Below are 23,772 nucleotides of genomic sequence, written 5' to 3'. Positions count from 1 at the left end.
CATGATGACCTGTGGGCTTGTGGGGTCGCTTGGCGTGAGTGTGCCGATTTGTCGATCTGGCGGTTCCTTGGGCGACTTGTTCTGTCGACTTATCCCCAGCCCATGGCAGGGGCCTGTGGATAACGCGGTGGACAACCGAAGGCGTCACCGCTTGTTCGCCGAAAGCCCGGGAAGCGGTGCGCGCACGCCTCAGACCCGCCCGTCCAGGGCGCGTCCCAGCCAGTCCGCCGCGGCCGTGAACTCCTCGTCCGTGGTCCCCTTGCGCTGCTGCGGCGGAACCTCGTCCGCCCGCGGGTACGAGCCGAGGAAGCGCACCTGCGGGCAGATCCGCTTCAGGCCCATCAGCGCCTCGCCGACCCGGCGCTCGGTGATGTGCCCCTCACAGTCCACCGAGAAGCAGTACCGGCCGATCCCCTCGCCGGTCGGCCGCGACTCGATGCGGATCAGGTTCACCCCGCGCACCGCGTACTCCTGCAGCAGCTCCAGCAGCGCGCCGGGGTGGTCGTCGCCCAGCCAGAACACCGCCGAGGTCTTGTCGGCCCCGGTCGGCGCGACCGGCCGGGCCGGACGTCCGACCAGGACGAAGCGGGTCTCGGCGTTCGCCGCGTCGTGGATCTGCGTGGCCAGCGGCTCCAGACCGTACGTCGGCGCCGCGAACTCGCCCGCGAACGCCGCGTCGTACCGGCCCTCCGCCACCAGCCGGGCGCCGTCGGCGTTGGAGGCCGCCGACTCCCACGCGGCGTGCGGCAGGTGCGCCGACAGCCACTTGCGGACCTGCACCTGCGCCGCCGGGTGACCGGTCACCGTCTTGACGTCACCGAGCCCCGTGCCCGGGCGCACCAGCAGCGCGAACGCGATGCGCAGCAGCACCTCGCGGTAGATCATCAGCGGGGGGCCCGCCGCCAGCTCGTCCAGGGTCGCGGTGATGCCGCCCTCCATCGAGTTCTCGATGGGCACGAGGGCGGCCGCGGCCTCACCGCTGCGCACCGCGTCGAGCGCGGCCTGCACCGAGACCATCGGCACCAGCTCGCGCGTGGCGGCCTCCGGAAGCGTCCGGAGCGCGGCCTCGGTGAAGGTGCCCTCAGGGCCGAGATAGGTGTAACGGCTCGCCGGCGACATGCCGTCAGCCTAGGCCCTGGCGCCGCAGTCCCTCCCGCGGCTGTCCGCAAGGGGCCCCCACCCCGCGGCGTTGTTCCCGGCCGGCGCCGGGAGGTGCCCCCGGGCACGCACTTGCCCGCCCTTCGGCCGGGAGAGTTGCCGGATCGTCCGGGCCGCCCACGACGAGGACCACGCTCCGCCCTGCTGCGCACCGCACCCGGGGCACCTCCCAGCGGTGGCCGGGGCAGCCACGTCGACGACACGGCCCGGGCCCTGACGCGGCGCCCCTCCTCAGGACTCCAGCAGCCGCTGGCCGACGTATTCGCCCGGTGCCGCGCCGCCCGGCACGGCGAAGAGCCCGCTGGCCTCGTGCCGCAGGAAGCGCGACAGGCCGTCGCCCCGGTCCAGCTTGCGCTGCACCGGCACGAACCCCTTCAGCGGGTCGGCCTGCCAGGCCACGAAGAGCAGCCCCGCGTCCGGCGCGCCGTCCTCGCGGTAACCGTCGTGGTACGAGTACCCGCGCCGCAGCATCGCCGCGCCGCCGTTGGAGGCCGGGGCGGCGACGCGTACGTGCGCGTCGGCGGCGATCGCGAAGGCACGGCCGTCCGGGCCCACCTTGTCCAGGTCGGGCTTGCTGGCCTCGGTGCCGCCGGACAGCGGGGCGCCGTCGGCCTTGCGGCGCCCGATCACCTTCTCCTGGCGCTCCAGGGGGAGGTTGTCCCAGGTGTCCAGCAGCATGCGGATGCGTCGGACGACGGCGTAGGAGCCGCCCGCCATCCACTGCGGGGAGCCGGAGGCGGGCACGAAGACGCGCGCGTCGAAGTCGGGGTCGGACGGCCGGGGGTTGTTGGAGCCGTCGACCTGGCCCATCAGGTTGCGGGCGGTGCGCGGCTGCGCGGTCGTGCCCGGGGTGCGGTTGAAGCCGTTCATCTGCCAGCGCAGGGAGGCGGTGCCCGCGGCCTCCTTCTGCAGCACGCGCAGCGCGTGGAAGGCGACCAGGGCGTCGTCGGAGCCGATCTGGATCCACAGGTCGCCGTCGCTGCGCCGACGGTCGAGAGCGTCGGAGGCGAAGTCCGGCAGCGGGGCGAGCGCCTGCGGCATCCGCCCGGTCAGCTCCGTCCTGGCGAAGAAGCTGCGACCGAAGCCGAAGGTGACCGTGAGCGAGGACGGCCCGGCGTCCAGGGCGATCTGGTTGTCGCCGGAGGGCGCCCGGCCCTCGGTCATCGCCTCGGCCGCCGCCGACCAGCGGCGCAGCAGCGCCGCCGCGCCCTTGCGGCCGGCCCCCGCGGCCAGGTCGAAGGCGACGAGGTGGCCGCGGGCCTGCAGCGGAGTGGTGATTCCGGCCTGGTGGGCGCCGTGGAAGGGGACGGCCGTGGCGCCGACCGCGGTCAGTGCGGTGGCCTCGTCGCGCGTCGCGTGCGCGGTGACGGCGCCCGAGGCGCCGCCCACGAGCAGTCCCGCGGCGCCGGCCGCGCCCGCGGTGCCGAGCAGACGGCGCCGCGAGAGGTCGTGAGGGCGGTCGTTCATGAGTCGATCTTCACTACCTTGGTACGGGTGACCTGGTCGATGTCCGAGGTCCGGACGGTCACGGCGACCGTCCACTCCCCGGGAACCGGGATCTGGACGTTCTCGGCACTCCAGTGACCGGTGTCGATCTTCCCCAGCGTCACCGGGATGGGGCCGATCTTCTTGGACTTCAGGGTGAAGGAGACCTGCACCTCGGGGACGTCGAAGGCCCGGCCGTCGGGGGCGGTGACCAGCAGGTGGAGCTCGTTCTCGGCCACGCCACCCGGGTCCAGGGTCACCTCCGCCTCGCCCTTGCCGTCGGCACCGCCGGTGTCGAACGGGATCCTCACGTCCAGCGGCTCGGGTACCTCGGCGACCGGCGCCGTCGCCTGCCGCGCGGCGCCCTCCTCGGCGGCCCGGCCCGGCTGGGTGCCGGTCAGCAGGGTCGTGACGGCCAGCACCACGACCGCGACGGCCACCTCGGCCAGCACCGACTTGCGCAGGCCCGTGCGCTCGGTGTCGGCGTCGCGTTCCTTGCGGGCGCGCTCCTTGGCCAGCGCCGCCTCCTGCCGGGCCAGTTGCTCGGCGCGCCCGGACGCGTCCTCGCCGCCCCCGCCCTTCCGTCCCGCGGCGACGGGCTGGGCGACGGCGGCCTTGCGGCGTACGGCCGCGTCACCGAGCCGCGCGGTCCAGCGGCGGGACAGCCACGCCAGCTCCACCAGCACGATGACCAGGCCGATCTTGACCAGCAACAGCTGCCCGTAGCCGGTGGAGACCAGCGCGTCCCAGGAGCCGAGCTGGCGCCAGGACTGGTAGACGCCGGTGACGACCAGGGTCACCACCGCCCCGAAGGCGATCCGCGAGAAGCGCTGCACCGTCGCCCGTTCCACGCGCCGCCCGCCCCACAGGGCGACCAGCAGCGCGGTGAGACCGCCGAGCCAGACGGCCATGGCGAGCAGGTGCACGATGTCGACGGGCATCGCCACCGACGCCTGGACGCCGACCGAGGCGTGCTCGGCCATGGCCCACGTCGCGGCCAGGCCCACCGACACGACCGTGCCGCCGATCGCCAGACCCCAGGCCAGGTCCTGGCGTTCGACCGGGTCCTCGCGCTTGGCCCAGCTGCCGAAGAGCACGGCGATGAACACGGCCCCCGCGGCGAGCAGAAGCAGCCGGGACAGCAGCGCCGCGCCGGGCCGGGTGTCCAGGACATCCCGTACGCCGCCGAGGTCGAAGGCGTCCCCGAGGCCGCCCCCGTTGGCGTAGGGGGCGCGCAGCATCAGCAGCAGTATCGTCGCGGCGACCATCGCGGCCCAGCCGATGGCCACCAGCCGCCGCATCGACCGCGTCCGCGCGCCGTCCGGCCAGCACACGCCGATGAAGAACGCGGCGCCGGCCAGCAGCGCGAAGCCGAGGTAGGCGGCGTAGCGGGCGATGTCGTACAGGGCGCCGACGGTGCCGCCGCCCACCTCCTGGGTGGGCAGCGAAACGGAGGTCTTGGAGGGCGCGCCGATGGAGAAGGTGAAGGCGCCCGCCACCGGGTGGCTGTCGGCGGAGACGACCTTCCAGACGACGGTGTACGTGCCGTTGCCGAGCCCCGGGCGCAGGGCGACGGCCGCGGTCGTGTTCCCCCTGCCGCCGTCGTTCGCGTCGCCGGTCTCGGCACGCTCGCCGTCCGGGCCGAGGACGCGGATGGCGTCCTTCGACAGCAGCACACCCTCGGAGAAGCTCAGCCGCACCTGCGCCGGCGCGGTCTTGACGACCGATCCCTGGGCCGGGTCGGAGCCGACCAGCGCGGCGTGCGCGGACGCCGGCGCGGCGGTGCCGAGCAGCAGGCCGAGCACGGCGAGCGGTACCGCCAGCAGGCGCAGCGCGGACTTGGTCATCACCCTCATGGCGCTCTCCTCAGTCCTGCGGGTGGTAGCCCGCGGGCTTGACCGGGACCCGTACGTCGATGGTGTCGGCGTCGTCGAAGTGCAGCCGCAGCGAGACCCGCTCGCCGGCCACGGGCTTGTGCTCCAGGTCCGTCAGCATCAGGTGGTTGCCGCCGAGCGCGAGCGTGAGCCGCCCGCCCGCGGGAACCGTGAAGGAGGTCACCCGGCGCATCCGGTTGTCCTCCGTGCTGTGCAGGGTGATGTCGCCGGACAGGTCGCTGGTGACGGAGGTCAGCCGGGCGTCCCGGTCGCCGGTGTTGGTGACGGTGAAGTAACCGGCCGCCATGTCCGCCAGCGCCGGCTGTGGGATGTAGGCGCCGCTCACCTTCAGTTCGGAGGCGTCAGCCGGCCCGGAGCAGGCCGTGGCGCCGAGCAGTACCAGGGCCGCCGCCGCGGGGATCCGCCGCAGGGAGCGGGTCACGGCGTCCGCCCTGCGATGATCTTCGGCAGGTCTGCGGCGAACTCCTCGGACGTCGTGCCCGACATGTACAGCGCGTGCGCCTTGTCGTCCTTCGGCGAGTACGCGATGACCTGGGCGCCGTGCGTCACGGTGATGCTGCCGTCCTTCTCCTTCACCGGCTTCTCCACGTCCACGCCGAGCGAGCGCGCGCCCGCCTGGATGGTGGCGAAGTCACCGGTCAGGCCCACGAAGGACTTGTCCTGCGCGCCCAGCCACTCGCCGAGCCGCTTCGGGGTGTCGCGCTCGGGGTCGGTGGTCACGAAGACCACGACGAGCTTGCCCTGTTCGGCCGCGGGCAGCTTCGACTTGGCGATGGCGAGGTCGCTCATCGTCGTCGGGCAGACGTCCGGGCAGTGGGTGTAGCCGAAGAAGAGCAGCGTAGGCCGGCCCTTGGTCCGCTCGACGAAGTCGTAGGTCTTGCCGCCGGTGTCCGTGAGGATCATGTCCGGCTTCTCGAACGGCGTGTCGAGGACGGTCGCGGCCTTCGCAGTTGCGTCGATGGAGACGGCCGGCTCGGGGCCGGAGCTGTCCGCCCCGCCGTCCGGGCCGCCGCAGGCGGCGAGGGTCAGGGCGAGCGCGGCGATGGCGGCGGCCGAGGCCGCCGCCCTGAAGGTGGTACGCATCAGGGGTTCCCCAGGAAATCGTTGCGGCGCCGGGGCGGCCGCGGCGCGTGCGCGGCAGCCGCCCCGGCGATGGTGCGTCAGGCGGACGGGGTGCCCACGCCGCGACGACGGCCGGTCAGCACGCCGAAGCCGGCGCCGAGCACGCCCACGACGATGCCGACGATGCCCAGCACCCGGGCCGTGGTGTCGCCGCCGTCGGCGGAGGCGGCGTTCTCGGTGGCCGCGTCGCCGGCCGACGAGACGGGCTCGGCCTTGGCGTCGTCCTTCTCGCCGTCCGCGGTGGAGGCGTCCTGGCCGTGGTCGTCCGCGGCGTCGGAGAGGGCCAGCACGGGCGCGGGGTGCTCCGGCTCGTCCTCACCCTTCTGCTGCTCCTCGATCCAGCGCACGACCTCCTTGTTGTCGTACGTCTGGAGGGTCTTGAAGACCAGCTGACCGGTGTCCTCGGGCAGCGGGCCCAGGGAGACCGGGAACTGCTGGAACTCGCCGGGCTTGATCGTCCCGCCGCTCCAGGTGATCTTCGTGACGGCCTCGGTGAGGTCGCCGTGACCGGTCTTCAGCGGGGTCTTGAGCTTGGCCTTGGTGATCTGCACCGTCCAGCCCGGCACCGGCTGGGTGGAGACGGAGGCGATCGGGTGATCGCTCGGCAGGTTCACCTCCACCTTGATCGTCGAGGCCTTGTCGTCCTCGTTGGGGACCTTGAACGCGACCGTGCTGTAGCCGCCCTTGGCGGCGTTGCCGGGCTGGACGCTCACGTGCGCGAAGGCGGGGACGGCGGTAGCGAGCACGGCCGCCCCGGTGACGGCGGCGAGGGCGGTGGCGCGGCGCATGACGGTGTTCATGATGCGGAGACTCCACGGTGACGGAGGAAAGGTGACGGGTGGCACGCGTGCGGCGCGCGCGACTCCGCCCCCATACGTCGGTGGAGCAGGTCGCGTTCAGGCCGCGAGGGCGCACGCCGGCGGCCCGCGCCGGGCCAGGCTGTGCCGCAGCAGCACGGTGCGCGGCACGCGGTGGGAGCCGTCGATGCGCCCCGCGCCGGGGACGGCGCGGGGCGCGGCAGGGCTCCCGGTCAGCAGCCGGCGTACGAGCGCCACGGCGTGGCGCAGGGCGCCGCCCGACAGCTCGGCCAGCCCGCGGACCGACAGCGCGACCAGCCGCCACAGCGCGGCCTCGCCGCGGCGCAGCAGCCAGCCGGCGGTCACCGCGGCGACCGCGTGACCGAGCAGCATGGGGAGGCTGTAGGAGAGCATCGTGCTCTCGGCGGCCGCGGCGGGCATCCCGGGCATACCCGCCATGTGACCCGTTCCGGTCCCGGTGTGCGCGTGGGAGGTCAGCGCCGCCGTCCGCTCGTCGCAGAGCAGCCGTCCGGCGATCGCGGCCATCCCGCCGCCCGAGCAGATCCCGCCCACGTTGAAGAGCACGTGCAGGACGAGCTGTCCGCCCGCCAGACCGGTCGCGATGGCGGGCATCGAGCGCTCCCGCCCGGCGAGCGGGGCGACGACCGCGAAGACGACGAACCAGCCCGCCACCAGCGTCCAGCCGGGCACCCCGTGCCCCGACGCCAGCATGTGCGCGCCCGCGGACAACACGACGCAGACCGCGGTGAACACCGCGGCCCGCAGCAGTCGCAGATCGGCGCCGGCGCGCACGGGGGAGGACATGACGGGCGTCATCATCTCACCGCGAGCCCGTCTTGCGAACGGCGGGTCCCGCAACACGCCGGTCTGTGCTATGGCGCCCGAAGGCGTCCTACACCCGCCTACGGAGCGACGGCATCCGCCGTATGGCTGGCATCACGTCAACGCCACGCTTACCGACCGTGTTTCGGGGCAATACGTATCGGTATGTCGAGCCGCAGCCAGGAGGCTGAGCATGAGCATCTGGTGGTCCCTCCACTTGCGGCGCGAGGCTGCGAGCGTTCCGCTCGCCCGCCGGCTCCTGCTGGGGACGATGGAGACGGCCGGGGTGGACCCCGACATCTCCTACGACCTGTCCGTCGCTCTCACCGAGGCCTGCGCCAACGCCGTTGAGCACGCCGCCCACGGCGAGTACCGGGTGACTGCCCGCATCGAGGGGGACCGATGCCGCATCGAGGTGGCGGACTCCGGCCCGGGCTTCGCCCCGGACCTGCGCCGTACGCACCACTCCGTGCGCCCGCTGGCGAAGAAGGACCAGCACGCCGAGCACGGCCGCGGGCTCTTCCTGATCGAGGCGCTCGTGGACCACGTCCACTTCCACAACCGTCCCGGGCACGGGGCGGTGGTCAGCTTCGACAAGATCCTCAAGTGGCGGGACGACTCGCTGCTCAAGGTCTCCTGACGTACGCAGGCCGGGGCCGCACGGACCTCCGTGCGGCCCCGGCCGTCGTCCGGGTGGCGGGGGTCAGCCGTTGAGGGCGGCCATCCAGCGCTCGACCTCGTCGGACCGGCGCGGCAGGCCGTCGCTGAGGTTCCGGTTGCCGTCCTCGGTGACGAGGATGTCGTCCTCGATGCGGACGCCGATGCCCCGGTACTCCTCCGGCACGGTCAGGTCGTCGGCCTGGAAGTACAGGCCCGGCTCGACGGTGAGGACCATGCCCGGCTCCAGCGTGCCGTTGACGTAGGTCTCGGTGCGGGCAGCGGCGCAGTCGTGGACGTCCAGACCCAGCATGTGGCCGGTGCCGTGGAGGGTCCAGCGGCGCTGCAGGCCGAGTTCGAGGACGCGCTCGACCGGGCCCTCCACCAGGCCCCACTCGACGAGTTTCTCGGTGAGCACCCGCTGGGCGGCGTCGTGGAAGTCGCGGTACGCGGCGCCGGGGCGGACGGCGGCGATGCCGGCCTCCTGGGCCTCGTACACGGCGTCGTAGATCTTCCGCTGGATGTCGCTGTACGTGCCGTTCACCGGCAGCGTGCGGGTGACGTCGGCGGTGTAGAGGCTGTGGGTCTCCACGCCGGCGTCGAGCAGCAGCAGGTCGCCGGAGCGGACCGGGCCGTCGTTGCGGACCCAGTGCAAGGTGCAGGCGTGCGGGCCGGACGCGCAGATGGAGCCGTAGCCGACGTCGTTGCCCTCGACGCGGGCGCGCAGGAAGAACGTTCCCTCGATGTAGCGCTCGGAGGTCGCCTCGGCCTTGTCCAGCACCCGGACGACGTCCTCGAAGCCGCGGGTGGTGGAGTCGCAGGCCTTCTGCAGCTCGCCGATCTCCCACTCGTCCTTGACCAGCCGCAGCTCGGACAGGAACTCCTTCAGCTCGGCGTCGCGCTCGGCGGTGACCTTGTCGGTCAGCGCGGCCTCGACGCCGGCGTCGTAGCCGCGGACGACCCGCACCGGGCCGGTGGCCTCGCGCAGCACGTCGGCGACCTTGCGGACGTCGGCGCACGGCAGGCCCAGCAGGACCTCGCCCTCGGCCAGGCTGTGCCGGCGGCCGGTCCACAGCTCGCCCTGGCCGTCCAGCCAGAACTCGCCGTTCTCCCGGGAGGAGCGGGGGAGCAGGTAGGCGGTGGCGTCGTGAGATCCCTCACCGTTGGGCTCCAGGACCAGGACGGCGTCCTGGGTCTGGTCGCCGGTGAGGTGCACGTACTCGCTGGCGGCACGGAAGGGGTAGTCCGTGTCGTTGGCGCGGGTGCGCAGGTTGCCGGCCGGGACCACCAGCCGCTCGCCGGGGAATCGCGCGGACAGCGCCGCGCGCCGCTTGGCGGCGTACGGTGCCTGCTCGATCGGCTGCAGGTCGCGAAGCTCGGTGGCGGCCCAGCCGGACTTCATCACCTCGGTGAGCTCGTCGGAGACGGCCGGGTACAGGCCGTTCTTCCGCTGCTTGATGGGCTCGTCGCCTTCCGGGGTCTCCGGAGCGCGGTCCTCGGCCACGTCATGCCTCCTCGCAGTAGACCACCCCATCGTAAGTGGGTGGGCGGCAAGGACCGGCCGCGGTCCCCGTCGGCGCTCAGCCGAAGCGGGCGGCGAGCAGCACGACGTCCTCGGTCGGGTGGGTGTCCTCACGGTCGTCGGGGAGCATGGTGTGCAGGACGTGCTCCACCAGCTGGGCGGGATCGTCCCGGGCGGTGCGCGGGGCGGACGCCGCGGCCGCGTGCAGGCGGGCGAAGGCACGGTCGACGGGGTCGCCGGTGCGGTGCAGCAGGCCGTCGGTGTAGAGCAGCACGGTCTCCCCGGCCAGCGCCCGGAACTCGACGCTGGGCGCCTCCCAGCAGCTGAGCATGCCCAGTGGCGCCGACAACGAGGTCTCCACGTACTCCACCCGGTGCCCGCCGACGATCAGCGGCGGGCAGTGCCCGGCCCCGGCGATCACGACCCTCCGGGAGGCCGGCTCGGCGTACGCGAACAGCGCGGTCGCCGACCGGGCGGGCTCGGTCAGCCGCAGCAGCAGTTCCAGGTCGGAGAGGACCGCGACCGGGTCCTCGCCCTCCATCACCGCGTACGCCCGCAGCGAGGCCCGCAGCCGCCCCATCGCGGCGACCGCGCTCATGCCGCCGCCGCTCACCCCGCCGACCGACAGCCCCAGCGCGCCCTCGGGCAGCGGGAGGGCGTCGTACCAGTCGCCCCCGCCCGCGGCGGCCGGGCGGTGCCGCACGGCCAGGCGGACCCCGGGGACCCGGGGCAGCCGGGTCGGCAGCAGTTCCTGGCGGAGCGCGGCGACGGTGGCGCGGCTGCGGTCCAGTTCGAGCAGCCGGGCGAGGTGCTCGGTGGCGTAGCGGCAGTACAGACCGATGAGGTGGCGCCTGCGCTCGACGGGTTCGGCCGGCTCGTCGAAGAACCACAGGGCCGAGCCCAGCCGGCCGGTGGAGTCCGCGGACAGCCGCAGCGCGTAGCTGGCGCCGAAGCCGAGCCGCAGGGCGATCTCGCGGTGGCGCGGATCGAGCCCGGGCTCGCGGCACAGGTCGGTGTGGATCTCCTCGGCCGGCACCGCCTCGGGTGCCGTGGGCAGGGGGACGGTTTCCAGCGCGCCGAGCTCGGCCGGGCCGAGACCGAGGCCGACGACGGTGGCCGGACCGAGCCGGTCGACGGGGGAGACGGCGGCCAGACCGCGCCGGGCGCCGACCAAGGCGCCGCCGGCGCGCAGCAGTTCGCGCAGCGCGTCCTGCAGGGTCGCGGTCCTGGCCAGCCGCTCGGTGAGCTCGTGCAGGGTGGTCAGGTCGGAGATCCAGGAGGCCAGTCTGTCCTGGGCGGCGGTGAGTTGGCCGACCGGATCCGGCGTCCCGGGGTGTTCGTCCGGGGCCCCAGGATGGGATTGTTGTTCGACCGAGGGGGAGGAAGTGTGCGCCGGTGTCGGAATGGGTGGGTCGATTCCGGCCACTTTCGGTAGGCGCGCGGCACTCATGGCCGCCGGCTTTCACGATCTTTGTCGTGCCGCGGGGACGGCTCCGTAGAGCAGCGCATTTCCGTCAATAGCATCGCAAACCCCCAAGCTCATGCTGCGCCGCTATCAATGGATTCCCTTCTACCGCCTACTCGTGGGTGTGTCCAGGATTGCCCAGGTAGAGGGGCTGGTGTCGGCGAGCCCGAGAGGATGCGGGACTATGGCCGAAAAAGGGCACGGCGTGCCACAATTGGTTGTCGACTGAAGGGGTTCGACAGCGCGTCATATCCGTCGTAGCGGGTACGTACGGGATGGGAGTTGGCGGCCTCAGGAACCCGGCGCCCTGCCAGGGCGTCATGGACGGAGACGGCCGACCCTCCCCCCAGGGCGGGGTGTTGCACAGCCAGCGGGACCGCACACAGCAGCAGACGCAAGCGCACGCAGCAGTTCCCGGCACTCCGCAGGACGAACAAGCGCCAGTGTGCGCCACCCCCCCGCCACGTTCCACGCTCGGCTCGAGACGTGATGCGCTGCCTCGTGAGCGGTGTGTTCCAGATTACTTTGTGTCATGGGCAGATCCCTGAGCGCTAACGGAAAGGAACGAGCGCTGATGCGCGAGATCCTCGGAAAGCGACGCAAGAGCAGTCCGGAGCTGCTGCGTGCGGCGCTCACCTGCGCCGAACGGTGGCAATGGCCCGTGGTACCCGGAGCCGGTACGGACGCACGCGGCGGATGCGCCTGTCTGCGGACCGACTGTCCGGTGCCGGGCGCCCATCCGCACGATCCGGGCCTCCTCGCGGCCACCCGTGATCCACGGATGGTCCGCTGGTGGTGGACGCGGCGGCCGGATCAGCCGCTCGTGCTCGCCACGGGCGACCGGGTCTCGGCGGTGAGCCTGCCGGCCGTCGCGGGGGCGCGGGCGCTGGGCGTCTTCGACAAGCTGGGGGTGCGTACCGGTCCGGTCGTGGCCACCCCCACGCGCTTCGCGCTGATGGTGGAGCCGTACTCCCTGGAGGAACTGGGCGAGTTGCTCGACCGCCATGAATGGGTGCCGACCTCACTGCGGTACCACGGCCAGGGCGGCTACCTCGTCCTGCCGCCCTCCCCGGTCGGGTCCGGCGGCACCGCGGGGGCGCGCTGGGTCCGGCAGCCGGTGGTGGACCAGGGCGAGAGGGCACCGTGGCTGCCCAGCGTGCGGGTGATCGTCGACACCCTGGTGCAGGCCGGGCGCACGGCGCCGGACGGCAGCCGGCTCTCGTACTGACCGGATCCCGCGGTGGTTTCACCGGAGGCGTGTGACGGCTGCCGTCCCCGGCGGTCGTCACTCGTTCGGGTAGGAGCGGGGGCCGTAGCCCGGCGAACGGGCAACGGCCCCCGTTCCATGTCCGTTTCTCCCGCTATGTTCTGGGCATGATGCGTGCGCCGAACCTGCGGATGGCCGCCCTCGCCACGGTCGTGGCGGCGGCCGCGATGCTGCCCCTGACCGGCGCCACCGCCGGGCCCGTCCTCCCCGCCGTGCCCGTGGACGTGACGACGGCGGTCACGGACGACAAGCCCTTGTCAAGCGATTCCAGTATCTTCGACACCCTGCCGAAGCTGGCCGAATCCGAACGCCAGACCGCATCCTGCGGTCCCCAACTCGCCTCCCCTGCAGGCCTGCGGGCGCAGACCTGCACCATCGACGAGGACGGCGACACCTGGGCTCGCACGTACTACACCAACACCACGGGCCGGCCCCTGGACGGCGTGCTGACCCTCATGCGGCCCGACGGCCGGACGGTGCAGGCGCGGTGCGTCATCACCGCGGACGAGGGGAGCGGGAGCTGCGAGACACCGCGCGAGCCGACGGTGGCGGAGGTTACGGAGCCGTACATGGCGGTGGCGGAGATCGCCGAGGAGGGCGGGGAACACCCGCTGCTGCGCAGTGGATCCACGCACTGACCCGCACATGGAAACGTCCGGTCGCTGGCGACGGGGGATGCACCAGCGACCGGACTGTTCAAACGGTAACAAGACTTCGCCTGTACGCAAATCCGGGGTACGGGTTCCGGCCCCGGTTCCGGGCCCGGCCGGCAGCGGCTGTGACCAGGATCACCCGGCGGCGATCATGGCCTGAACTGCGACTACCGGCGCGGGAGACCGGTCAGCTGAGGGTGATCTGCCGGTTGGTGAAGCCGCTGCGCGCCCGCCGCTCCTCCGCCGTGAGCGGGGTCGTCCGCTCCAGCGCCTCGGCCAGCCGCTCGCCGAAGGCCGCAGCCGGCTTCTCGACCTCGTCCGCCGAGACGCCCATCGGCAGGTCCCACACCGGGACGACCAGTCCGTGCGCCCGGAACGAGCCCACCAGCCGCGTGCCCTCGCCCAGCGACGAGGCGCCGGCGGCGTGCAGCCGGGCCAGCGCGTCCAGCAACTGCTCCTCCGGGTGCGGCATGACCCAGCGCAGGTGGTTCTTCTCCGGGGTCTCGCACCAGTACGCGGCGTCGACACCAGCCAGCCGCACGGTCGGGATCACCGCCGCGTTCGCCCGCTCCAGCGAGGCGGCGACCTCGCCGGTGGCGGAATCCGCGTTCTCCAGCCAGAACTCGAAGCCGGTGTGCACCACCGGCTCGAACGCGGCGTCCAGGTCGAGGAGATCCTGCAGCCGGGGACCCTCGGGCGCCGGGCGCTCCCCGCCCACCGGGTTGCCCGGCTCCGCCCGCAGCGCGCGCAGCAGGGTGTCGGCCAGGTCCCGGCTGATGTCCCCGGAAGCGGTGTCGTTCTGCAGGCCCAGCAGCACCGCGCCGGTGTCGCGGCGCAGCCCCGGCCACGCCATCGGCAGCACGGTCGCCAGGGTGACGGACGGCACGCCCTCCGGCAGCGGGTCCCTGAGCGTCAACTCGGCCGTGGCGGCGGGCACCAGCTCACGCAACGCCACCCAGTCGCACTCGCCCGGCAGGCCCTCGAACGGCCGCCGCACCAGCTCCGTCACCGCGTGCGCCGCCTCACGGCCGTGGCAGGCCTTGTAGCGCCGTCCCGAGCCGCACGGGCAGGGCTCCCGGGCCCCGACGGCGGGGATCTCCCCGTCCGTGACCTGCGGGCGGGCGGGGGCCTTCGTCTTCGTCGGGCGCTTCTTCGCCATGGCTCGATCTCTCCCGGTAACGGCGGTGTTCCGGCCGTGAGCCTAGCGCCACGCCGTCCGCCCCCATCGGAGGTCGCGCCCGCGCGGGCCGGGCAACTGCCCCGCGGGGCCTACGGGAGGTCGTCGAAGGGGTCCGCGAAGTCGATCGGGATGTCGAGTTGCGGCGCGAGGTCGTCGCGCCGCGCGTGACGGCCGCGCACCGCGAGCATCGCCCACACCGTGACCTCGCCGGGGGCGTCGCGCACGCCCCAGCGCAGCGACAGGTTCCGTACGATGCCAAGCCCGCGGCCGCCGCGGGCGGTCAGCGAGGGACTGGCCGGAAGTGGTCGGGTCGGCCCGCCGCCGTCGGTGACCTCCACCGTCAGCAGCCCGTCCGCGTCGATCCGCCAGGCGGCCCTGATGCCGATGCCGCTGGGGGCCGGCGTGTCCTCGCCCAGCGGCCGGGCGTGCCGGCAGGAGTTGCTGAGCAGTTCCGACATGATGAGCACCGCGTCGTCGACGACCGGCTCCGCGACCCCGTTCGCGCACAGTTCCTTGCGCAGCCTGCGCCGCGCCTCGCCCACGCCCCCCGGACCATGAGGCAAGGCCATGGTCGAGGACGTCGGCACCTCCTGGGCCACCACCAACGCCACCCCCGAGACCTCCTTCACCCCACGCCACGGGATGGATGCCCTCTCGTTCTGCGCCGGAAACCGGCCAACTGCGATCTCTTGGGGCACACACAACGATCGAACAGGTTCCGAACGCGCCGGTGCACAACGCCCGTGGATCGTGATTCTCCGGATTCCCTTCAGTGGCGCCCGAGTTGGGCCAGAACCTGCCGTGGGCGGTTGGTGATGACGGCGTCGACGCCCAGCCGCACGCAGAGTTCGACGTCCTCCGGTTCGTTCACCGTCCACACGTGGACCCGGTGCCCCGCCTCGTGCAGCCGCTCCACGTACCCGGGGTGGGAACGCAGGATGCGGATGCCGGGCCCGGCGATCCCCACCCCGGCCGGCAGCCGGCCGTCGCGGTGCCGGGGCAGTACGTACTGCATCAGGAAGACGGTCGGCAGGTCGCGCGAGACCATCCGGATCCGGCGCAGCGAACGGGAGGAGAAACTCATCACACGGACCCGCGACGGCTCGCCCGGCTTGGGCCACAGCATCCCGAACCGGTCCAGCAGCTCCACCAGCCGCTCCTCGACCTGGCCCGCCCAGCGGGTGGGGTGTTTGGTCTCGATCGCCAGCTCCACCCGGCGGCCGGTGTCCGCGACCAGCTCCAGCAGCCGCTCCAGGGTCAGGACGCCGCTGAGTTCGTCCTGCCCGCCGTCGAAGCGGTCGGGGGCCTCGGCGTCGGCGTCGAGGAGGGAGCGCAGCTCCGCGGACGGGCGCCGCCGCGTCCCGCCGGCCCGTCCGGTGCCGCCCTGCGCCTTCCAGCTGCCGAAGTCCAGGGTCCTCAGGTCCGCCAGCTCCAGCGCGGAGACCGCGCCGCGCCCGTTGGAGGTGCGGTTCACCCGGCGGTCGTGCACGCAGACCAGCGTGCCGTCGGCGGTGAGGCGCACGTCGCACTCCAGGGCGTCAGCGCCGTCCTCGATCGCCTTGCGGTAGGCGGCGAGCGTGTGCTCCGGGGCGTCCTCGGACGCTCCCCGGTGAGCCACGACCTGGATCGCGCGGAGATCAGTCACCGGGCTATCGTGCCATCCGCCGGGCCGGGAACGGCCGCTGCTTACGGCGGCCTGACATCCGGTGGGAAAAGCTGTGTCCATCAAGACGGTCGTCGTACGTACCGTAGCCGTAACCGTACGCACGGCATACAACGCATATCCGAGGAGAACAGCCGTGAGCACCGAGAACGAGGTCGGCCCGGTCCCGGCGGCGCTGCCGACGCAGCCGCCCGCTGACGCTGGGTCCGCCGCTCCCGCTGCACCTCCCGCGCCCCCCGCCGCCGTGCCGGCCGGTCCCCCGGCCGAGGCACAGGCGTCGTCGCCGGGGCCGGCTGCCGCCCCCGCCGCTGCGGAGGCTCCCGCGGCCCCCACCGCGCCGGCGTCCCCGGCGCCCGCCGCGGCCGAGCCTCCGGCCGGTCCTCCCGCGGGGCCCCCGGCCGCTCCCCCGGCCGCCCCCGCGGCACCGCCCGCCGAGGTGCGCACCGCGCCCCTGCCGCCGGTCGCGCCGCCGCCCACCCAGCCGTACGGCGGTCCCGCCGGGCCCTCCGGTCCCATGGGCCCGGTCTGGGGTACGCCGGTGCCGGCCGCCCCCGCGCCCAAGAAGCGCGGCACCGGCGGCCTGGTCGCCGCCGTGCTGGTCGCCGCACTCGTCGCGGGCGGCATAGGCGGCGGAGTCGGCTTCTGGGCCGCGGACCGCAACGACAGCTCCTCGACCACCGTCTCCTCGGTCGGCAACCCCAAGGACCTCAGCCGCGCCGCGGACTCGGTCGCGGGCATCGCCAAGCAGGCCCTCCCCAGCGTCGTCACGATCGAGGCCACCGGCCGCCAGGAGAGCGGCACCGGCACCGGCTTCGTGTACGACAAGGAAGGCCACATCCTCACCAACAACCACGTCGTCGCCCCCGCCGCCGACGGCGGCAAGCTCACCGCCACGTTCTCCGACGGCAAGAAGTACGAGGCCGAGGTCGTCGGCCGCGCCCAGGGCTACGACGTCGCCGTCATCAAGCTCAAGGGCGTCACCCCCGACAAGCTCACCCCGCTCGCCCTCGGCGACTCCGACAAGGTGGCCGTCGGCGACTCCACCATCGCCATCGGCGCCCCCTTCGGGCTCTCCGGCACCGTCACCACCGGCATCGTCAGCGCCCTGCACCGCCCCATCGCCTCCAGCGACGGGGAGGGTTCCAACGCCTCCTACATGAGCGCCATACAGACCGATGCCTCGATCAACCCGGGCAACTCCGGCGGCCCCCTCCTCAACTCCGAGGGCGCGGTCATCGGCATCAACTCCGCCATCCAGTCCACCGGCAGCAACGACGGCACCTCCCAGGCGGGCAGCGTGGGCCTGGGCTTCGCCATCCCCATCGACCAGGCCCGCCGCGTCGCCGAGGGCCTGATCAAGACCGGCGAGCCGGTCTACGCGGTCATCGGCGTCCACGTCGACTCCAGCTACAGCGGCGAGGGCGCCAAGATCGCCACCGGCGCCGACGCCGTCACCGCCGGCGGCCCCGCCGACCAGGCCGGCCTGCGCTCCGGCGACGTCATCACCAAGTTCGACGACACCGTGGTCGACTCCAGCCCCACCCTCATCGGCGAGATCTGGCAGCACGAGCCCGGCGAGAAGGTCAAGCTCACGTACACCCGTGACGGCCAGACCCACACCGCCACCCTCACCCTCGGCGAACGCAAGGGCGACAGCACCAGCTGAGCCGACCCGTTAGGCTGTCCCCCGCGCCGCCCGGCCCACCAGCCGGACTCCGCGGCGCGGGGAGAGTTGCCCGAGCGGCCTAAGGGAACGGTCTTGAAAACCGTCGTGGCAGCGATGTCACCGTGGGTTCAAATCCCACACTCTCCGCAATGGCCGGCGAAGGCGCTGGACAGAAGGGGTGCCCCAGACACGGGGGCGCCCCTTCTTCGTGCCGTGGCTCAGCCCGTAGGCAGTGCGCCAGGGGTACGTGAAGGTCTCGATGCCGCCGCACCCAACAGCTTCCCGCCGGAGTTCGTCCTCGCCCCGGGTACGGGTGCTGCCGAGCGTGTGCATGCCGTCGTCCTCGGCCCGGCAGGACGCCGCACAGCACCTGGAGGTTGCCGCTGCCACGGGCACCGGTGTGGTGCCACCGCCGAACCGGACGGTCGTCTGCCGGGTGTAGGCACCGTCTCCGGGTGCGGGCCCCCCTTGGACTTCCTGCCGTTCCAGGAGGCCCAGAGGCCGTCGAGACCGCGTTCGGCCCCCACCCGCACGACGGCCACGCGGCGGCCGGTGGTCTCCTGGCCGATGCCCAGTTCCCAGGAGTCCATGGCCGTACCCCATCGCCCGCGCCACTTTGCCGCGGTCGCGGCGTGCCGTGCCGTGCCGGCCGTCGGCCGGGTAGACGCCGGCCGATCGATCAATCGCCCCTGCGTCCTGGTGGGGTTGAACATCCCGGCCGCGGCCGTCGGCCGAACGGGGCGCGGCCCCCCGGGTGGAACCACGGTGTCGGTGACCGGGAGGCGGGGATGGGGCTGGGAGAATACGCTTAACGGTCAAACCGGTCATGGGATCCGCTCGCGTGTTGCCGCGGGTGGGTACCGCGCCGGTCCCGGCCGCCGTCCCGAACGGCAAGGGCTGATCACCATGACGGGTGTCGCGCTCCTGGGTCTGCTGCTGGCCTCGGCCGGTGGCCTGGCCTACGGCCGCCGACGGTTCCCGGTCGCGTTCTGGCTGCTGCTCGGGCTGCCGCTGGCCTGGGGGCGGTTCCTGTCGACCTACGGTTCCACGATGGCGGCGTGCGGGCTGGCCGTACCGCCGTCGCGGGCAAGGGCGTTGGCGGGGTGGGCGGTGGGACGCCGGGAGGTGCGGCCGGTGCCGCCCAGGATCCGGCGGGTGGGCGGCTCGCTGACCGGGATGCGGGTGCGGCTGCGGCTGCCGGGCGGGCTGGAGCCGGCCGATGTGGCCGCCGCGTCCAACCGGTTGCGCCACGCGTGGGGCGTGCACGCGGTGCACGTGGCCGAGCTCGGGCCCGGGCTGGTGGAGCTGCGGATGACCGGCTACGACGTGCTTCGCGAGGTGCGGATGCCGCGCCGCCTGCCGTCCGGCCCGATGGTGGTGCCGGTGGCGCTGCGGGACGACGGGACCGCCTTCGTGCGGAACTACCGGGAGATCCCGCACGCGCTCACCCTCGGGGCGAACCAGTCGGGCAAGTCGACCTACCAGCGCAACCTGATCATGAACCTGGCCAGGCTGCCCGTGGCCCTGGTGGGCATCGACTGCAAGGGCGGGGTGGAGCAGATCCCTTACGCGTCGCGGCTGTCGGCCCTGGCGACCGACCGGGAGCAGGCGGCGGAGCTGTTGGACGCGCTGGTCGGGGAGATGGAGCACCGCTTCGCGCTGCTCAAGGAGTGCCAGCGCACGGCGCTGGACACCCCGGACGAGGAGGTGGCCTCCGACATTTGGGGGCTGCCCGCGTACGTGCGTCCGGTACCCGTCGTGGTGCTGGTCGACGAGGTCGCCGAACTCTTCCTCAGCGCGACGAAGAAGGACGAGGAACGCCGGGACCGCATGGTGGCGAACCTGATCCGGCTGGCCCAACGGGCCCGCGCGGTCGGCATCTACCTGGAGATCTGCGGGCAGCGGTTCGGGGTCGAGCTCGGCAAGGGCGCCGCCACGCTCCGGTCCCAGCTCACCGGTCGCGTCGTCCACCGCGTCAACAAGCAGACCGCTGAGGTGGGCCTGGGCGACATCTCGCCCGAGGCGATGGCCGCCGCGACCGCCATCGCCCGGGACCGGATGGGCGTAGCGGTGGCGGGCGACGCCTCGGGCGGCTGGTCCCACATCCGTACCCCGCTGGTGTCGATCGCCGAGACCGCGGCCGTCTGCCGGGCCCACGCCCACCTGGTGCCCGAGCTGCCGGCCCTGGACCGCCACCGCCCCTCCGCGGCGGGCGAGGAGGACGGACCGGAGGAACCCGGGCCCTTCCCCCGGCCCCGCTCGGGCCCCGAGTGACGCGGGCCGCGGTCCGGCGCGTGAACGGCTAGCCTCGCGGGGGTGGTTCGCCGGTGCGGAGGAGGGGATCGTGATGGCAGCAGCGGGATTTCCGCTGATCGAGCCGTACGCGTCGGGGCTGCTCGACGTCGGGGACGGGCAGCGCGTCTACTGGGAGACCAGCGGGAACCCGGAGGGCAAGCCGGTCCTGTGCGTGCACGGGGGCCCGGGGGCCGGGGGGAAGCGGGGCAGCAGGAAGACCTTCGATCCCCAGGTGTACCGGATCGTGCTGTTCGACCAGCGAGGGAGCGGGCAGAGCCTGCCGCACGCCTCGGACCCGGCGGTGTCGCTCGAGCACAACACGACCGAGCACCTGATCGCCGACATGGAGCGGCTGCGCGAGCACCTGGGCGTCGAGCGGTGGATGCTGTACGGCGGCTCGTGGGGGTCGACGCTGATCCTGGCCTACGCGCAGCGGTACCCGGAGCGGGTGTCGGAGATCGTGATCGTCGGGGTCACCACGACCCGGCGGGAGGAGATCGACTGGCTCTACCGCGGTGTCGCCCGGCTGGTACCCGGGCCGTGGGAGACGTTCCGGGACGGGGTGCCGCCCGGGGAGCGGGAGGGGAACCTCCCGGCCGCGTACGACCGGCTGCTGAACAGCCCGGACCCGGCGGTGCGGGACAAGGCCGTACGCGACTGGGTGACCTGGGAGGACGCGGTCATCGCGCACGAGACCAACGGGAAGCCGGGGGCCTACGGCGACCGGCCCGACGACGACCTCGTCGCCTTCGTGCGGATCTGCGCTCACTACTTCGCCAACGGCGCCTGGCTGGAGGAGGGTCAGTTGCTGCGCGACGCGCACCGTCTCGCCGGGATCCCGGGGGTGCTGATCCACGGGCGGCTTGACCTGGGCAGTCCGCTGACGACCGCGTGGGAGCTGGCGAAGGCGTGGCCCGGTGCGGAGCTCCAGGTGATCGACGACTCCGGCCACACGGGCAGCCCCGCCATGGGCGAGGCGGTCGTGGCGGCGGCGCGGCGCTTCGGCGCGCGCTGACCGCGTGCGGGAGGGGGCGGCACCGTGGGGTGCCGCCGGTCCGTGGCGTGGGGGTGCCCGGACGGGGCGCGTTCCGCGCAGCCGGCGAGTCAGGCCGCGCCGAGGGGCGGTACGGCGACCAGCCGGGTCAGCGGGGATCGGGTACGGGACACCGGGTCACCTCTCTCCCCTGGAGAAGCGGTGCGGCCGGGCGGGGGACGTGCGGGTGCGAGGGCGCGACGGACCGGCGGGGTCCCGTCAGCCGGAGCGTAGGAAACAAACGGCCGCCTTCCGGAGCGCCACGCACCGCGGACGGGCGGCATCCGCTCGAACGGCGGCACGGCGGCGACCCCGGTGGCCGCCGAGGTTGGCCGAAAGTCGTGCCGTAACGATTCCGCGTCCGCGGGGCCCGGGTCGTGGTGCCCGAGATGTGGCCGAGCAGGTCAGTCATGGCGGTTGTGGAGGTTTGTCGACAGATCGTCATGCTTGCGAGCGAAAGGGATCAAGGTCCGGCTTGTCCGCAGCGGCGCTGGGCAACTCTGCTTGCGGCGACGTCGCAGAGCCGGCGGAGCGGTCGGCCGGCCGCACCGCGCACTCGTATCCACTCCTCGGAGGGAAACACATGGCAAGCATCCGTACCGCCCGAGTCATGGCCGCCCTGGCCGCGGTGCCGCTGGCGGCGGCGCTGTTCGCCGGCACGGCGGTGGCCGACAACGGCGCCGTGGCGGGTGGCACCTCCAACGCGACCGTGGTGAGCAACAGCGGCGGCACCGTGGGCCGCGACAACTTCGGGACCGTGACGACCACGCAGCAGGCCGCTACGGGGGCGGGGGCCGCCAACCAGAACAGCACGGCCAGCGTGGTCGGTTCGGCCTTCACCACCATCAACCAGCCATCGCTCGACATCCACTTCGGACCCATGTGGTGAGCGGACCGGCCCGCCGCCGGGGCGGGTCGCGGGACTGAAGGGGCGACTGCGCGACGGCAACCTCACTGCCGTCGCGCAGTCACGTCCGACGTTGTCCACAGCCTGTGGACAACGCCATCCGTCCGGGCGTCTTGACAGCGACGCCGCCCTCTCGCCAATCCGACGGCTCGGTCGGCGCCTGCGCGGCGTGCACGGCATCGTGGAGGCGGTGCGGCAGTCGCGCGGCACCAGTGTCAACCAGATCCCGGGCGCGGCCCATGTCCTGGTAACGGCAGGTACGGCGGTGCCGACCCCGGGGCTGCTGCTGGGCGCGGCGGACTGATCAGGACCCGGTGCCCGGCGGCCCATCCGGGGCCGGGTGTTGCTGCGTACGGCTGACCAGCGGGCGTGGCTTCCTGATGCGCGGGAAGACGCCTGCGTTCACTCGACGCATGTGCGAACACAAGCCGATCATCCGACGCGGGGCGATCGTGGCGATGGTGGTTGCCTGCCTGCTGGCCGGGCCCACCGCGGCCGAGGCCGTCGTGCCGCGGCCCGCCGCCTCGGTCGTCAAGCCGGCCTCGGTGACGGCTACGGCTTCCATGGCGGCCTCGGTGACGGCTTCCGAGGCGGTCTCGGCCCGGACGTACCGGCCGGCCCGGGCGCCCGGTGACGGCGGTGACGACGGCCCGTTCGGCTTCGCCGACACCGGCCTCCTGGACGGCCTCGACCTCCCCTACGGCCTCGGCGGGGACGAGGGCGCCCCCTCCGGAGGCGGCCCGGCCCGTGTCTACCGCGGCTACGGCTTCGACACCTGCCGCACACCACCGCTGTCCACGATGCGGGCCTGGCTGCGCTCCAGATACCGCGCCATCGGCGTCTACTACGGCGGCCGCGCCCGCGCCTGCAGCACCCAGCGGCACCTCAACCGCAACTGGGTGCGTTCGGTGCACCGGATGGGCTGGCGCATCCTGCCCATCTACGTCGGCTCGCAGTCTCCCTGCGTACGCGGCAGACATCTGCGCAACCACCGGATGAGCACCGACGACCCCTGGGGCCAGGGGGCGAGCGAGGGCTGGGACGCCGTGCGCAGGGCCGCTGCCCTCGGCTTCGAGGAGGGCAGCGCGCTCTACCTCGACATGGAGGCATACAACGTCAAGCGGTCCCACTGCGCCGACCACACCCTCGACTTCATCCGGGGCTGGGACCGCGAGGTCGACGACGCCGGCTACCTGCCGGGGCTCTACAGCAGCTCGGAGTCCGGCATCCGGCACATCGAGCGGGCCCGCCGCGAGGGCTACGACGACCTGCCGCGCGCCGTCTGGTTCGCCCGCTGGCAGGGCAAGCCCGCGGTCCGCGACGAACCGGTGCTCGCACGGGAGGCCTGGCATCCGCACGGACGCATCCACCAGTACTCGGGCAGCGTGCGCGAGAAGCACGGCGGCCGGCGCCTGGCGATCGACCGCGACCGCCTGGACGGGCCGGTGGCCGTCGTCGGATGAACCGGCGGGCGGCCGCGGGAACGCCGTCCCTGCGGGGTGACCCGTAGGGGCGGCGGGTCCGGCCTCAGCCCTCCGGAGGTGGGGCGGCCCCCCGCCCTACGACTTCAGGGTGACCCGGCTTCGGCACCTGCGGCGGATCCCCCGCACCCGGACCGGCTCCTAGCGTTGAGCCATGACCACGCCCGTGTGCACAAGCGCCTCCCAGGCCCAGTTCACCCGCTACGTCCGGGCCAAGGGCCCGGCGCTGCTGCGGACCGCGCGCTCGCTCACCGCCAACCCCTGCGACGCCGAGGACCTGCTGCAGACCGCCCTGACCAAGACCTACCTGGCGTGGGACCGGATAGACGACCACCGGGCGCTGGACGGCTACGTGCGCCGCACGCTGGTCAACACCCGCACCTCGCAGTGGCGCAGGCGCCGCGTCGAGGAGTACGCCACCGACGAACTGCCCGAGCCGCACGGCCACGCCGTGACCGGCCCCGACGAGGCCGAGCAGCAGGCCCAGCGGGACGCGCTGCTGCGCGCGATCTCCCGGTTGCCCGCCCGCCAGCGGGCGATGGTCGTCCTCAGGTTCTACGAGGACATGAGCGAGGTCCAGACCGCCGAGGCGCTCGGGGTCTCGGTGGGTACGGTCAAGAGCGCGGTCTCGCGCGCCCTGGGCAAACTCCGCGAGGACCCCGAATTGCGCGTGGGGTAGTGAC

21 protein-coding genes, 1 tRNA gene and 1 pseudogene are annotated in these 23,772 nt (G+C 73.3%); 11 read left to right on the top strand and 12 right to left on the bottom strand.

Going from position 1 to position 23,772, the window contains the following annotated elements; all coding sequences use genetic code 11:
• Positions 1–189: 189 nt before the first annotated feature.
• The 7 genes from pheA to ACRWNP_RS00910 form a co-directional block, all read right to left on the bottom strand.
• Positions 190–1,119, bottom strand: a complete 930-nt coding sequence (gene pheA / locus ACRWNP_RS00940) for a prephenate dehydratase (protein ID WP_431958908.1) — start codon at positions 1,117–1,119, stop codon at positions 190–192.
• A gap of 270 nt (positions 1,120–1,389) precedes the next feature.
• Positions 1,390–2,625 (bottom strand): iron uptake transporter deferrochelatase/peroxidase subunit, encoded by a 1,236-nt coding sequence (efeB, locus tag ACRWNP_RS00935; RefSeq protein ID WP_431958907.1) that lies wholly within the window; start codon positions 2,623–2,625, stop codon positions 1,390–1,392.
• Complete coding sequence (locus tag ACRWNP_RS00930; protein WP_431958906.1) at positions 2,622–4,499, bottom strand: copper resistance CopC/CopD family protein; 1,878 nt, start codon at positions 4,497–4,499, stop codon at positions 2,622–2,624. The genes efeB and ACRWNP_RS00930 overlap by 4 nt, the downstream gene beginning before the upstream one ends.
• Positions 4,500–4,509: 10 nt before the next feature.
• Positions 4,510–4,959 (bottom strand): copper chaperone PCu(A)C, encoded by a 450-nt coding sequence (locus tag ACRWNP_RS00925; RefSeq protein WP_431958905.1) that lies wholly within the window; start codon positions 4,957–4,959, stop codon positions 4,510–4,512.
• Positions 4,956–5,621, bottom strand: coding sequence for an SCO family protein (locus ACRWNP_RS00920; RefSeq protein WP_431958904.1), 666 nt, complete (start codon positions 5,619–5,621; stop codon positions 4,956–4,958). The genes ACRWNP_RS00925 and ACRWNP_RS00920 overlap by 4 nt, the downstream gene beginning before the upstream one ends.
• 77 nt (positions 5,622–5,698) lie before the next feature.
• Positions 5,699–6,460 carry a YcnI family copper-binding membrane protein gene (locus ACRWNP_RS00915; RefSeq protein WP_431958903.1) on the bottom strand — a complete coding sequence of 254 codons (762 nt, stop codon included), beginning with the start codon at positions 6,458–6,460 and terminating at the stop codon, positions 5,699–5,701.
• 96 nt (positions 6,461–6,556) lie between these two features.
• Positions 6,557–7,282 (bottom strand): hypothetical protein, encoded by a 726-nt coding sequence (locus ACRWNP_RS00910; RefSeq protein WP_431958902.1) that lies wholly within the window; start codon positions 7,280–7,282, stop codon positions 6,557–6,559.
• A 211-nt stretch (positions 7,283–7,493) separates the two neighbouring features.
• Between ACRWNP_RS00910 and ACRWNP_RS00905 the strand changes: the two genes are divergently transcribed.
• Positions 7,494–7,940: an ATP-binding protein gene (locus tag ACRWNP_RS00905; protein ID WP_018558220.1), complete on the top strand. Its 447-nt coding sequence runs from the start codon at positions 7,494–7,496 to the stop codon at positions 7,938–7,940.
• Between the two features lie 63 nt (positions 7,941–8,003).
• Here the strand turns inward: ACRWNP_RS00905 and ACRWNP_RS00900 are convergent, their stop codons facing one another.
• Both ACRWNP_RS00900 and ACRWNP_RS00895 read right to left on the bottom strand, forming a co-directional pair.
• Positions 8,004–9,491: an aminopeptidase P family protein gene (locus ACRWNP_RS00900; protein WP_431958901.1), complete on the bottom strand. Its 1,488-nt coding sequence runs from the start codon at positions 9,489–9,491 to the stop codon at positions 8,004–8,006.
• A gap of 46 nt (positions 9,492–9,537) precedes the next feature.
• Positions 9,538–10,929, bottom strand: a complete 1,392-nt coding sequence (locus ACRWNP_RS00895) for a PP2C family protein-serine/threonine phosphatase (protein ID WP_431958900.1) — start codon at positions 10,927–10,929, stop codon at positions 9,538–9,540.
• A gap of 589 nt (positions 10,930–11,518) precedes the next feature.
• Between ACRWNP_RS00895 and ACRWNP_RS00890 the strand changes: the two genes are divergently transcribed.
• Both ACRWNP_RS00890 and ACRWNP_RS00885 read left to right on the top strand, forming a co-directional pair.
• The gene (locus ACRWNP_RS00890) at positions 11,519–12,172 is read left to right on the top strand and encodes a bifunctional DNA primase/polymerase (RefSeq protein WP_431958899.1); all 654 of its coding nucleotides are present in this window, start codon (positions 11,519–11,521) and stop codon (positions 12,170–12,172) included.
• Positions 12,173–12,318: 146 nt separating this feature from the next.
• Positions 12,319–12,849 carry a hypothetical protein gene (locus tag ACRWNP_RS00885; RefSeq protein WP_431958898.1) on the top strand — a complete coding sequence of 177 codons (531 nt, stop codon included), beginning with the start codon at positions 12,319–12,321 and terminating at the stop codon, positions 12,847–12,849.
• Positions 12,850–13,051: 202 nt separating this feature from the next.
• Here ACRWNP_RS00885 and ACRWNP_RS00880 read toward each other — a convergent pair whose 3' ends face one another.
• The 3 genes from ACRWNP_RS00880 to ACRWNP_RS00870 form a co-directional block, all read right to left on the bottom strand.
• Positions 13,052–14,023: a DUF5926 family protein gene (locus ACRWNP_RS00880; protein WP_431958897.1), complete on the bottom strand. Its 972-nt coding sequence runs from the start codon at positions 14,021–14,023 to the stop codon at positions 13,052–13,054.
• Positions 14,024–14,133: 110 nt separating this feature from the next.
• A complete protein-coding gene (locus tag ACRWNP_RS00875) occupies positions 14,134–14,655 on the bottom strand; it encodes an ATP-binding protein (protein WP_431958896.1) in 522 nt (173 codons plus the stop codon).
• 158 nt (positions 14,656–14,813) lie between these two features.
• A complete protein-coding gene (locus ACRWNP_RS00870; RefSeq protein WP_431958895.1) occupies positions 14,814–15,689 on the bottom strand; it encodes a glycerophosphodiester phosphodiesterase in 876 nt (291 codons plus the stop codon).
• Positions 15,690–15,843: 154 nt separating this feature from the next.
• Here ACRWNP_RS00870 and ACRWNP_RS00865 point away from each other — a divergent pair, with 154 nt between their 5' ends.
• The 8 genes and pseudogenes from ACRWNP_RS00865 (at position 15,844) to ACRWNP_RS00830 (ending at position 23,768) form a co-directional block, all read left to right on the top strand.
• Positions 15,844–17,373 carry a S1C family serine protease gene (locus ACRWNP_RS00865; protein WP_431958894.1) on the top strand — a complete coding sequence of 510 codons (1,530 nt, stop codon included), beginning with the start codon at positions 15,844–15,846 and terminating at the stop codon, positions 17,371–17,373.
• Between the two features lie 60 nt (positions 17,374–17,433).
• A tRNA-Ser gene (locus ACRWNP_RS00860) sits at positions 17,434–17,520 on the top strand.
• Between the two features lie 759 nt (positions 17,521–18,279).
• Positions 18,280–19,647 carry an FtsK/SpoIIIE domain-containing protein gene (locus ACRWNP_RS00855; RefSeq protein ID WP_431958893.1) on the top strand — a complete coding sequence of 456 codons (1,368 nt, stop codon included), beginning with the start codon at positions 18,280–18,282 and terminating at the stop codon, positions 19,645–19,647.
• A 73-nt stretch (positions 19,648–19,720) separates the two neighbouring features.
• Positions 19,721–20,683 carry a prolyl aminopeptidase gene (gene pip / locus ACRWNP_RS00850; RefSeq protein ID WP_431958892.1) on the top strand — a complete coding sequence of 321 codons (963 nt, stop codon included), beginning with the start codon at positions 19,721–19,723 and terminating at the stop codon, positions 20,681–20,683.
• Positions 20,684–21,284: 601 nt separating this feature from the next.
• Positions 21,285–21,590, top strand: coding sequence for a hypothetical protein (locus ACRWNP_RS00845; RefSeq protein ID WP_431958891.1), 306 nt, complete (start codon positions 21,285–21,287; stop codon positions 21,588–21,590).
• A 178-nt stretch (positions 21,591–21,768) separates the two neighbouring features.
• Positions 21,769–21,912 (top strand): annotated as a pseudogene (locus ACRWNP_RS00840) (lipid-transfer protein); the annotation flags it as partial.
• A gap of 109 nt (positions 21,913–22,021) precedes the next feature.
• Positions 22,022–23,071 (top strand): DUF1906 domain-containing protein, encoded by a 1,050-nt coding sequence (locus ACRWNP_RS00835; RefSeq protein ID WP_431958890.1) that lies wholly within the window; start codon positions 22,022–22,024, stop codon positions 23,069–23,071.
• Positions 23,072–23,243: 172 nt separating this feature from the next.
• On the top strand, positions 23,244–23,768 hold the full coding sequence (locus ACRWNP_RS00830; protein ID WP_431958889.1) for a SigE family RNA polymerase sigma factor: 525 nt from the start codon (positions 23,244–23,246) through the stop codon (positions 23,766–23,768).
• Positions 23,769–23,772: the final 4 nt, after the last annotated feature.

Source organism: Actinacidiphila sp. bgisy160 (assembly GCF_965342435.1).
Taxonomy (GTDB): Bacteria; Actinomycetota; Actinomycetes; order Streptomycetales; family Streptomycetaceae; genus Actinacidiphila.
Note: the sequence above shows the minus strand (reverse complement) of the source record. Positions and strands in the feature narration are given on the sequence as shown.